The organism is Streptomyces antibioticus (genome assembly GCF_002019855.1).
Lineage (GTDB): Bacteria > Actinomycetota > Actinomycetes > Streptomycetales > Streptomycetaceae > Streptomyces > Streptomyces antibioticus_B.
In genome coordinates this window covers 2,093,695-2,105,037 of sequence record NZ_CM007717.1, presented here as the reverse complement: position 1 = coordinate 2,105,037, position 11,343 = coordinate 2,093,695, and the positions used below count along the sequence as shown (strand labels likewise).

The 11,343-nt window shown below is 68.4% G+C and carries 8 protein-coding genes and 2 rRNA genes; 8 read left to right on the top strand and 2 right to left on the bottom strand.

What is annotated here, in order from left to right:
* Positions 1 to 57 precede the first annotated feature (57 nt).
* From AFM16_RS09345 to AFM16_RS39685, 4 genes are all read left to right on the top strand, one after another.
* Positions 58 to 3,179 (top strand): 23S ribosomal RNA (locus AFM16_RS09345).
* Positions 3,180 to 3,283: 104 nt separating this feature from the next.
* Positions 3,284 to 3,400: ribosomal RNA gene (gene rrf, locus AFM16_RS09340) — 5S ribosomal RNA — on the top strand.
* Positions 3,401 to 3,634: 234 nt separating this feature from the next.
* Positions 3,635 to 4,780, top strand: a complete 1,146-nt coding sequence (locus tag AFM16_RS39690) for a hypothetical protein (protein WP_167797169.1) — start codon at positions 3,635 to 3,637, stop codon at positions 4,778 to 4,780.
* Entirely contained in the window at positions 4,672 to 5,457 is a 786-nt protein-coding gene (locus AFM16_RS39685; protein ID WP_209313246.1) for a hypothetical protein, read from the top strand. The genes AFM16_RS39690 and AFM16_RS39685 overlap by 109 nt, the downstream gene beginning before the upstream one ends.
* A 77-nt stretch (positions 5,458 to 5,534) precedes the next feature.
* On the opposite strand, the gene AFM16_RS09330 is transcribed toward AFM16_RS39685, so the two are convergent.
* The gene (locus AFM16_RS09330) at positions 5,535 to 6,818 is read right to left on the bottom strand and encodes a DUF1015 domain-containing protein (RefSeq protein ID WP_030796476.1); all 1,284 of its coding nucleotides are present in this window, start codon (positions 6,816 to 6,818) and stop codon (positions 5,535 to 5,537) included.
* Between the two features lie 71 nt (positions 6,819 to 6,889).
* On the opposite strand from AFM16_RS09330, the gene AFM16_RS09325 reads away from it, so the two are divergent.
* The 4 genes from AFM16_RS09325 (at position 6,890) to AFM16_RS09310 (ending at position 10,974) form a co-directional block, all read left to right on the top strand.
* Positions 6,890 to 7,918 carry an HAD hydrolase-like protein gene (locus AFM16_RS09325; RefSeq protein WP_078633022.1) on the top strand — a complete coding sequence of 343 codons (1,029 nt, stop codon included), beginning with the start codon at positions 6,890 to 6,892 and terminating at the stop codon, positions 7,916 to 7,918.
* Between the two features lie 73 nt (positions 7,919 to 7,991).
* Positions 7,992 to 9,047 carry a FecCD family ABC transporter permease gene (locus AFM16_RS09320; protein WP_078633021.1) on the top strand — a complete coding sequence of 352 codons (1,056 nt, stop codon included), beginning with the start codon at positions 7,992 to 7,994 and terminating at the stop codon, positions 9,045 to 9,047.
* Positions 9,044 to 10,111 (top strand): FecCD family ABC transporter permease, encoded by a 1,068-nt coding sequence (locus AFM16_RS09315; protein WP_078633020.1) that lies wholly within the window; start codon positions 9,044 to 9,046, stop codon positions 10,109 to 10,111. The genes AFM16_RS09320 and AFM16_RS09315 overlap by 4 nt, the downstream gene beginning before the upstream one ends.
* Complete coding sequence (locus AFM16_RS09310) at positions 10,108 to 10,974, top strand: ABC transporter ATP-binding protein (RefSeq protein WP_030796464.1); 867 nt, start codon at positions 10,108 to 10,110, stop codon at positions 10,972 to 10,974. The genes AFM16_RS09315 and AFM16_RS09310 overlap by 4 nt, the downstream gene beginning before the upstream one ends.
* On the opposite strand, the gene AFM16_RS09305 is transcribed toward AFM16_RS09310, so the two are convergent.
* The gene (locus AFM16_RS09305) at positions 10,958 to 11,305 is read right to left on the bottom strand and encodes a sterol-binding protein (RefSeq protein WP_030796461.1); all 348 of its coding nucleotides are present in this window, start codon (positions 11,303 to 11,305) and stop codon (positions 10,958 to 10,960) included. The genes AFM16_RS09310 and AFM16_RS09305 overlap by 17 nt on opposite strands.
* Positions 11,306 to 11,343 lie beyond the last annotated feature (38 nt).

Below are 11,343 nucleotides of genomic sequence, written 5' to 3'. Positions count from 1 at the left end.
GGGGTGATGGGTGGCTGGTCGTTGTTTGAGAACTGCACAGTGGACGCGAGCATCTGTGGCCAAGTTTTTAAGGGCGCACGGTGGATGCCTTGGCACCAGGAACCGATGAAGGACGTGGGAGGCCACGATAGTCCCCGGGGAGTCGTCAACCAGGCTTTGATCCGGGGGTTTCCGAATGGGGAAACCCGGCAGTCGTCATGGGCTGTCACCCGCTGCTGAACACATAGGCAGTGTGGAGGGAACGAGGGGAAGTGAAACATCTCAGTACCCTCAGGAAGAGAAAACAACCGTGATTCCGGGAGTAGTGGCGAGCGAAACCGGATGAGGCCAAACCGTATACGTGTGAGACCCGGCAGGGGTTGCGTGTGCGGGGTTGTGGGATCTCTCTTCYRYSGTCTGCCGGCSRYRGGACGAGTCAGAAACCGTTGATGTAGGCGAAGGACATGCGAAAGGTCCGGCGTAGAGGGTAAGACCCCCGTAGTCGAAACGTCAGCGGCTCGTTTGAGAGACACCCAAGTAGCACGGGGCCCGAGAAATCCCGTGTGAATCTGGCGGGACCACCCGCTAAGCCTAAATATTCCCTGGTGACCGATAGCGGATAGTACCGTGAGGGAATGGTGAAAAGTACCGCGGGAGCGGAGTGAAATAGTACCTGAAACCGTGTGCCTACAAGCCGTGGGAGCGTCGGAWMWSWGCTTGCWSWKWTCTCGTGACTGCGTGCCTTTTGAAGAATGAGCCTGCGAGTTTGCGGTGTGTTGCGAGGTTAACCCGGGTGGGGTAGCCGTAGCGAAAGCGAGTCCGAACAGGGCGRYTTTAGTAGCACGCTCAAGACCCGAAGCGGAGTGATCTAGCCATGGGCAGGTTGAAGCGGAGGTAAGACTTCGTGGAGGACCGAACCCACCAGGGTTGAAAACCTGGGGGATGACCTGTGGTTAGGGGTGAAAGGCCAATCAAACTCCGTGATAGCTGGTTCTCCCCGAAATGCATTTAGGTGCAGCGTCGTGTGTTTCTTGCCGGAGGTAGAGCACTGGATAGGCGATGGGCCCTACCGGGTTACTGACCTTAGCCAAACTCCGAATGCCGGTAAGTGAGAGCGCGGCAGTGAGACTGTGGGGGATAAGCTCCATGGTCGAGAGGGAAACAGCCCAGAGCATCGACTAAGGCCCCTAAGCGTACGCTAAGTGGGAAAGGATGTGGAGTCGCAGAGACAACCAGGAGGTTGGCTTAGAAGCAGCCACCCTTGAAAGAGTGCGTAATAGCTCACTGGTCTAGTGATTCCGCGCCGACAATGTAGCGGGGCTCAAGCGTACCGCCGAAGTCGTGTCATTSMWRYAAYASGSCCAACGSCKNYWKKGATGGGTAGGGGAGCGTCGTGTGCCGGGTGAAGCYGCGCCGGAAGGCAGTGGTGGACGGTTCACGAGTGAGAATGCAGGCATGAGTAGCGATTCACACGTGAGAAACGTGTGCGCCGATTGACTAAGGGTTCCTGGGTCAAGCTGATCTGCCCAGGGTAAGTCGGGACCTAAGGCGAGGCCGACAGGCGTAGTCGATGGATAACCGGTTGATATTCCGGTACCCGCTGTGAAGCGTCAAACATCGAACCHRKYRATGCTAAGKCCGTGAAGCCGYYCCGGASCCTTCGGGGMAAGGRRAGTGGTGGAGCCGMYGRMCCARRSTKGYAGTAGGTGAGTGATGGGGTGACGCAGGAAGGTAGTCCAGCCCGGGCGGTGGTTGTCCCGGGGTAAGGGTGTAGSMCGWSAKGTAGGCAAATCCGCCWSWCAYWKAGKSTGAGACCTGATGCCGAGCCGATTGTGGTGAAGTGGATGATCCTATGCTGTCGAGAAAAGCCTCTAGCGAGTTTCATGGCGGCCCGTACCCTAAACCGACTCAGGTGGTCAGGTAGAGAATACCGAGGCGTTCGGGTGAACTATGGTTAAGGAACTCGGCAAAATGCCCCCGTAACTTCGGGAGAAGGGGGGCCAYVHYTGGTGAGRRSACTTGCTSYYCGAGCTGGGGGTGGCCGCAGAGACCAGCGAGAAGCGACTGTTTACTAAAAACACAGGTCCGTGCGAAGCCGTAAGGCGATGTATACGGACTGACGCCTGCCCGGTGCTGGAACGTTAAGGGGACCGGTTAGTCAVKMTTCGKSKTGGCGAAGCTGAGAACTTAAGCGCCAGTAAACGGCGGTGGTAACTATAACCATCCTAAGGTAGCGAAATTCCTTGTCGGGTAAGTTCCGACCTGCACGAATGGCGTAACGACTTCTCGACTGTCTCAACCATAGGCCCGGTGAAATTGCACTACGAGTAAAGATGCTCGTTTCGCGCAGCAGGACGGAAAGACCCCGGGACCTTTACTACAGTTTGATATTGGTGTTCGGTTCGGCTTGTGTAGGATAGGTGGGAGACTGTGAAGCTTGGACGCCAGTTCAGGTGGAGTCGTCGTTGAAATACCACTCTGGTCGTGCTGGATGTCTAACCTGGGTCCGTGATCCGGATCAGGGACAGTGTCTGATGGGTAGTTTAACTGGGGCGGTTGCCTCCTAAAGGGTAACGGAGGCGCCCAAAGGTTCCCTCAGCCTGGTTGGCAATCAGGTGTTGAGTGTAAGTGCACAAGGGAGCTTGACTGTGAGACCGACGGGTCGAGCAGGGACGAAAGTCGGGACTAGTGATCCGGCGGTGGCTTGTGGAAGCGCCGTCGCTCAACGGATAAAAGGTACCCCGGGGATAACAGGCTGATCTTCCCCAAGAGTCCATATCGACGGGATGGTTTGGCACCTCGATGTCGGCTCGTCGCATCCTGGGGCTGGAGTCGGTCCCAAGGGTTGGGCTGTTCGCCCATTAAAGCGGTACGCGAGCTGGGTTTAGAACGTCGTGAGACAGTTCGGTCCCTATCCGCTGTGCGCGTAGGAGTCTTGAGAAGGGCTGTCCCTAGTACGAGAGGACCGGGACGGACGAACCTCTGGTGTGCCAGTTGTTCTGCCAAGGGCATGGCTGGTTGGCTACGTTCGGGAGGGATAACCGCTGAAAGCATCTAAGCGGGAAGCCTGCTTCGAGATGAGGACTCCCACCCACTTGATGGGGTAAGGCTCCCAGTAGACGACTGGGTTGATAGGCCGGATCTGGAAGCACGGTAACGTGTGGAGGTGACCGGTACTAATAGGCCGAGGGCTTGTCCTCAGTTGCTCGCGTCCACTGTGTTAGTTCTGAGGCAACGACCGTTGCCGGCTTTGAGCAGAATGCATAATTAAAAAGTGTGCTTGTTCGCTCGAAACCATTAGGGTTTCGGTGGTCATAGCGTGAGGGAAACGCCCGGTTACATTCCGAACCCGGAAGCTAAGCCTCACAGCGCCGATGGTACTGCAGGGGGGACCCTGTGGGAGAGTAGGACACCGCCGAACAATCTTTGGAAGGACCCCTGGTCCCAGCGTTCACGCTGGGGCCAGGGGTCCTTTTTGTTTTTCCGGAGCGCGCGGGCTTCCCGACTGCGCGAGAATGACTTGCGGTACCGAAGACAGGAGTCACCATGTCCACCAACTCTCCCGACGATCGACCGGAGCGCGACCAGCGGCGACGGGACAGTGGGGACCGGGGCGACCGCGGCGGTTACCGCGGCGACCGAGACCGCGGTGAGCGTGGTGACCGTGGTGGCTTCCGCCGCGACGACAACCGTGGCGGCGGCGGGTACGGCCGGCGCGACGACCGGCGTGACGACAACCGCGTTGGCGGTGGCGGCGGATACGGCCGTCGTGACGACCGTGGTGGTTTCCGTCGGGACGATCGGCGCGATGACCGCCGTGACGATCGTCGGGATGACCGTGGTGACCGTCCGGCCTTCCGTCGCGATGACAACCGTGGTGGTGGCGGTGGTTACCCGCGCCGCGACGACCGGCGCGATGACCGACGTGACGACCGTGGCGGCCGCCCCGCGTTCCAGCGCGACGACCGCGACCGCGGCCCGCGTCGTGATGACCGAGGCCAGGGCTTCCGCCGTGACGACCGCGGTGAGCGTCCGCCCTTCCGCCGTGACGACAACCGCGGTGGATACGGCGGCGACCGGGACCGCGACCGTGGCGGCTACGGCCGGCGCGACGACCGCCGGGATGACCGTCGTGACGACCGTGGTGGTTTCCGTCGGGACGATCGTCGCGATGACCGTGGTGACCGTCCGGCCTTCCGGCGTGACGACAACCGTGGTGGTGGCGGAGGCTACCCGCGCCGCGACGACCGTCGCGATGACCGTGGTGGTCGTCCGGCCTTCCAGCGCGACGACCGTGACCGCGGCCCCCGTCGCGACGACCGAGGCCAGGGCTTCCGCCGTGACGACCGACGGGATGACCGTCGGGACGACCGGCGTGGTGACGACCGTGGTGGTTTCCGGCGCGACGACCGGCGCGATGACCGCCGTGACGACCGTGGTGAGCGTCCGCCGTTCCGCCGCGATGACAACCGTGGTGGCGGCGGTGGCTACCCGCGTCGAGACGACCGACGTGACGACCGCGGCGGGCGCCCCGGCGGCTTCCGGCGGGACGACCGTGGCGGCAGGCCCGGTGGCTTCCGTGGACGGGACGACCGCAGGGACGACCGGCGTGACGACCGGCGCGGTGACGACCGTCGTGGCGGCGGACGCTTCCGTGACGAGCGGGACCGGGACCGTGAGCCGATCAAGCGGCTGCCGATCCCGGAGGACGTCACCGGCGAGGAGATCGACAAGGACGTACGGCAGGAGCTCCAGAGCCTGCCGAAGACGCTCGCGGACGACGTCGCCCGCAACCTGGTGATGGTCGCGCGGCTGATCGACGAGGACCCCGAGGGTGCCTACGCGTACTCCAAGATCGCGCTGCGGCTCGCGTCGCGTGTCGCGGCGGTGCGGGAGGCGGCCGGGTTCGCGGCGTACGCCAACCAGAAGTACAGCGAGGCGCTCGCCGAGTTCCGGGCCGCGCGGCGGATGACCGGGTCGGTGGAGCTGTGGCCGGTCATGGCCGACTGCGAGCGCGGTCTCGGGCGCCCCGAGAAGGCGCTGGACATGGCCGGTGCCCCCGAGGTGAACAAGCTCGACAAGGCCGGCCAGGTGGAGATGCGTCTCGTCGCCGCCGGTGCCCGGCGTGACATGGACCAGCTCGACGCGGCCATCGTCACCCTGCAGAGCCCCGAGCTGGCGTCGAACTCCGTGCAGCCGTGGACCGCGCGGCTGCGGTACGCGTACGCCGACGCGCTGCTGGCCGCCGGGCGTGAGGGCGAGGCCCGTGAGTGGTTCGCCAAGGCGGTCGAGGCGGACCGCGACGGCAGCACGGACGCCTCCGACCGGCTCGCCGAGCTGGACGGTGTGGAGTTCGTCGACGCGCTGACCGAGGACGAGTCCGCGGCCACCGGCGCGGAGGCGGAGGCCGAGGAGCAGGACGCCGACGAGGCGGACGACCGCGCCGACGACGACCGTGAGGGCCGCGACGAGGACTGACCTCCGTCAGCGGTGACAAGGAAGGGGCGGGAGCCCGGCGACTGCCGGACTCCCGCCCCTTCCCCTTTTTCTTGTGCTCACAGGTCCAGCGCGCGCAGCACCAGCCCCGACGCCGGCTTCGGGCCGAACGACGTCGACTTGCGGGGCATCGTGACGCCCTGTCGGGCCAGGTCGCGGACGACCTCCTCGCGCACCGGGTGCAGCAGCACCGCCGTACCGCCGTCGCGTCGGGCCTTGCGGACCGTGGCGGCGGTGTCGTGGATGTAGGCGATGCGGGCGGGGTCGTCCTCGGGGATGTGCCAGACGTGGTCGAGGAGCGCGGCGTGCAGGACCGTGGCGTCCAGGGTGCGCCAGGCTTCGGGGCGGTCCTGGGGGACCGTGCGGGCCAGCAGCTCCGGGTCGGGGCGGTCCAGGAGGTGGAAGGCGTCGTCGCCCGCCAGCAGGAAGGCGTTGCCGGCGCAGGCCGCGTCCGCGAGGGCGTCGAGGGCCTCGGGGAGCGGGACGTCCAGGCGCCGGACGCGGAACAGGCCGTCCACGGCGGCCAGGGCGTCCGCGACCGGGAGGCCGTGCAGCAGGCGGTGGATGGCGCGGACGCGCAGCGGGTACCGGGCGGTGTCGACCAGCAGGACCAGGCCGTGGTCCCAGGGGCTGGGGGAGGGGTGCTCGGCGCGCAGCCGGAGGTAGGTGGCCCAGCGGTGGTGGCCGTCGGCGATGAGGGCCTGGTGGCCCGCCAGGTCCCTCTGCACGGCGGCAAGGTCGGCGGGGTCGGTGAGGGACCACAGGCGGTGGCTGTAGCCGTCCTCGGTGGTGGTGGAGAGCAGTGGGGGGCGCTCGGCGGTGCGGTCCACGATCTCCGCCGCCGTGCCGTCGCCGCGGTAGGTGAGCAGCAGCGGTTCGAGGTTGGCGTGGGTGGCGCGCATCAGGGCCGCGCGGTCGGCGACGACGTGCGGCATGACGTCCTCGTGGGGCAGGACGACGCCCTCGGCGGGGTCGGAGACGCGCAGGGTGCCGATGACGCCGCGCTGGATCATGCCGTCCGCGTGCCGCTGTTCGTAGACGTACAGGGCGGGTTCGGGGTCGGCGGTCAGGATGCCCTCGGCGAGCCAGTGGCGCAGGGTGTCGGCGGCCTGGTCGTTGCGCGCGGTGGGGGTGACGGCCTGGGGGAGGATCAGGCGGACGATGTTGTGCGGGTCCGCGTCCTGGAGGTGGTGCAGGCCGTCGGGACGGACGACGACGTCGTACGGCGGGGACGTGACGGCGGCGAGGCTGCCGACCCGGTCGGGGTCGTAGCGCAGACCTCGGAACGGGGTGAGTTCCAGGCCCCGGGGCGCCGTTGCTTCCGAGTGACCTGCTGTGTTCATCCCGGCATCGTACGTGTGTCGGTGGCATGCGGGATGATCGGGTGAAACGAGTGAACGAGGAGCGATGTGCAATGAGCCGGAGCGTCAGGACGAGGCCCGAGGGCAGTGGGCAGGCCCTGAGCGAGGCGTACGACACGGCGCTGCTCGACCTGGACGGCGTGGTGTACGCGGGCGGGAACGCGATCGTGCACGCCGTCGCGTCGCTGGACGCGGCGCGGGCGGGCGGGATGCGGCTCGCGTACGTCACCAACAACGCGCTGCGGACGCCCGACGCGGTGGCCGGGCATCTGACGGAGCTGGGGATACCGACGGCGGCCGGTGATGTGATCACCTCGGCGCAGGCGGTGGCGCGGCTGATCGCCGAGCAGGTGCCGGCGGGGTCGCGGGTGCTGGTGATCGGCGGCGAGGGGCTGCGGGTCGCGCTGCGGGAGCGGGGCCTCGAGCCGGTGGAGTCGGCGGACGACGATCCGGCGGCCGTGGTGCAGGGGTTCGGCGGTCCCGATCTGACGTGGGGGCGGTTCGCGGAGGCGTCGTACGCGGTGGCGCGCGGGGTGCCGTGGTTCGCGTCGAACACCGATCTGACGATTCCGAGCGGGCGGGGGATCGCGCCGGGCAACGGCGCGGCGGTGGAGGTCGTGCGGATCGCGACCGGGGCGGAGCCGCAGGTCGCGGGGAAGCCGCTGCCGCCGATGCACCGGGAGACGATCCTGCGGACGGGCGCGGAGCGGCCGTTGGTGGTGGGGGACCGGCTGGACACCGACATCGAGGGGGCGTTCAACGGCGAGGTGGACTCGCTGCTGGTGTTGACCGGGGTCACCGACGGGGCGCAGTTGCTGGCGGCGCCGCCGCGGCACCGGCCGACGTTCGTGGACGCCGATCTGCGCGGGCTGCTCACCGGGCAGCCGGAGGTGGCGGCGGACGGGGCCGGGTTCCGCTGCGGCGGATGGACGGCGACGGCGGGCACGGAGCGGCTGGAGCTGGCGGGCGAGGGCGACGCGCTGGACGGGCTGCGGGCGCTGTGCGCGGCGGCCTGGACGGCGGCGGGCCCGGAGAGCTGTGCGCTCGACGGCGGGAAGGCGCTGGCGCGGCTGGGGCTGTGACACCGGCAAGGGCGGAGACAGGTCCCTGACCTGGCATTTCGGGTCACTTAGGAGGGTAGGCTAACCTAACCGCGTGTTGGTCGACAGTCTTCCCGAACAGAGCGCGGAATCCGCCGCCCCCGCGCCCCCCGCGTCCCCGAGACGCCGGGTGATCCGCTCCGTGGGTCTGCTCGTCGCCGTGGCGGTGCTGCTGCTGGTGGCGATGGCGAGCATCGCCGTCGGCGCCAAGGAGCTGTCCGTGGCGCAGGTCTGGCACGGGCTGTTCGCCGACTCGGGGACGTACGCGGACGTCGTCGTCGACGAGCGGATCTCGCGGACCGTGCTGGGGCTGCTCGCCGGGGCGGCGCTGGGGCTGTCCGGGTCGGTGCTCCAGGCGCTCACCCGCAATCCGCTGGCCGACCCGGGGCTGCTCGGTCTGAACGCCGGGGCCTCGGCGGCGGTGGTCACGGCCATCACGTTCTTCGGTGTGACCAGCCTGAACGGCTATGTGTGGTTCGCCTTCTTCGGCGCGGCCGCGGTCGGCGCGCTCGTTTGGTTCCTCGGCGGCAGCCGGGGCGCCACACCGGTGCGGCTGGCGCTGGCCGGTACGGCGATCAGCGCCGCGCTCTACGGCTATCTCCAGGCCGTGATGATCATGGATGACGCGGCGCTCGGCCGGATGCGGTTCTGGACGGTGGGTTCGCTGTCCTCGGCGACCGACGAAACGATCCGGCAGGTGGTGCCGTTCCTGGTCGTCGGCTCGCTGCTGGCGCTGGCCCTCGCCCGGCCGCTGAACGCGGTGGCGATGGGCGACGACACGGCGAGGGCGCTGGGCGCGAACCTGAACCGGACCCGGGCGCTGTCGATGCTCGCCGCGACCGTGCTGTGCGGGGCGGCGACCGCGGCCTGCGGGCCGATCGTGTTCGTGGGGCTGATGGTCCCGCACGTCGTCCGCTCCTTCACCGGCCCCGACCAGCGCTGGATCATGCCGTACGCGGCGATCCTGTCGCCGGTGCTGCTGCTGGGCTCCGATGTGCTCGGCCGGGTCGTGGCCCGTCCGGCGGAGGTCCAGGTCGGCATCGTCACCGCGGTGATCGGCGGGCCGGTCTTCATCTTTCTCGTACGACGGCGGAGGACGGCCCAGCTATGAGGACCGTGGAGAAGACCGGGCAGCCCACCGGGACGGCACGCGCGCTGCGCACCCCGGGCGGGCTGTCGGTGCGGCTGGACGTACGGGCCCTGGTGGTCGTCGTGCTGCTGCTGGCCGCCGCGTTCGCCGCGAGCGTCGTGCTGATCGGCACCGGCGACTTCCCGATCTCGTTCGCGGACGTCGTCAAGACCCTGTTCGGCGAGGGGAACGCCGGTCAGCAGCTCGTCGTCAAGGAACTGCGGCTGCCCCGCGTGCTGGTCGGGCTGCTGGTCGGGGCCTCGCTGGGGCTCGGCGGGGCGCTGTTCCAGGCCGTGACCCGCAATCCGCTCGGCAGCCCCGATGTGCTCGGCCTCGGACAGGGGGCGACGGCCGGCGCGCTCGTGATGATCGTGCTGTTCTCCGGGACCACCACCCAGGTCACGATCGGCGCGCTGGTCGGCGGGCTGGTGACCGGGGCCGCGATCTATCTGCTGGCGTGGAAGCGGGGCGTGCACGGCTACCGGCTGGTGCTCGTCGGCATCGGTGTGTCGGCGGTCGCCACGGCGGTCAACGGCTATCTGATCACCAAGGCCGACTTCGTGGACGCGGCGCGGGCCGTCGTCTGGATGACCGGGACGCTGGACGGGCGGGACTGGAAGCAGGTCTGGCCGCTGCTCGTCCTGGTCGGGGTGCTCGTCCCGCTCGTCCTCGGCAACGCGCGCGGGCTGCGGATGACGGAGATGGGCGACGACGTCGCCGGCGCGCTCGGGGTGCGGGTGGAGCGGGTGCGGCTGGTGCTGATGGTGTCGGCCGTGCTGCTCACCGCCGCCGCCACCGCCGCCGCGGGCCCCGTGAGCTTCGTGGCGCTCACCGCGCCGCAGCTCGCCCGCCGCCTCACCCGCTCGCCCGGCCCCAACCTCGTCGCGTCGCTCTGCATGGGCGCCGCCCTGCTGGTCACCGCCGACTGGGCCTCGCAGCGGCTGTTCGGCGACGGGCAGCTTCCGGTGGGCGTCGTCACCGGGGTGCTCGGCGGTGTCTACCTGCTGTGGCTTCTCGTCACCGAGCGCAGGGCGGGCCGGATATGAGCAGGGGCGGGCCGGACATGAACAAGAACAACCCAGGGAGCACCGTGAACCGCCTGTCCGCCGAGAACGTCACCCTCGCCTACGACCAGCGGGTGATCGCCGAACAGCTTTCGGTGGAGATACCGGACCACTCCTTCACCGTGATCGTCGGCCCCAACGCGTGCGGCAAGTCCACGCTCCTGCGCGCCCTGTCGCGGATGCTGAAGCCCTCCCGGGGCCGGGTGCTGCTGGACGGGCAGGTCATCCAGTCGATGCCGGCGAAGAAGGTCGCGCGCACGCTCGGCCTGCTGCCGCAGTCGTCCGTCGCTCCGGACGGCATCACCGTCGCCGACCTGGTGGGCCGCGGCCGCTATCCGCACCAGGGCATCCTGCGCCAGTGGTCGGCCGAGGACGAGCGGGTCGTCCAGGAGTCCATGGCGCGCACCGGCGTCGCCGAACTCGGCGACCGGTACGTGGACGAGCTGTCCGGCGGCCAGCGGCAGCGCGTGTGGATCGCGATGGCGCTCGCCCAGCAGACCCCGCTGCTGCTGCTCGACGAGCCGACCACCTACCTCGACATCCAGCACCAGATCGACGTCCTCGACCTCTGCGCCGAACTCCACGAGGAGCACGGCCGTACGCTCGTCGCCGTCCTGCACGACCTCAACCACGCGGCCCGGTACGCCACCCATCTGATCGCGCTGAAGGGCGGCGAGGTCATCGCGCAGGGCGCGCCGAACGACATCGTCACGGCCGAGCTGGTCGAGCAGGTGTTCGGGCTGCGCTGCCAGGTCATCGAGGACCCGGAGACGGGGACCCCGCTGGTGGTGCCGGCCGCCCGGAAGACGCGGGCCGCGCAGTTGGCCGCTACAGAAGCTTCCTGAGCTGGAACAGATCGCGCAGGCCCGCCTCCAGCCGCACCCGGCCCGACCCCCACGCCTTGGCGAAGTGCAGCTCGCCGTCGACGAGGGCGACCAGGTCGTCCCCGGTCATCGCCAGCCTGATCTGGGCCTTCTCGCGGGGAGGGCCCTGAAGGGTGTCGTGCACCACGATCCGGCCGCCCGTCATCCGGCCGACGAAGGTCACGTCCAGGTCGGTGATCCGGCAGCTCACCGAGCGGTCCAGGGACGCGGCCGCCCGGACGTCGCCCTCGGCGGAGCCCATGGAGTCGGAGAGCTTCTCGAGCGCCGCCCGGCACTCCTCGATCGTCGCCATCGCGACCGACGGTACCCCAGCGGTTCGCGGTAGCGTCT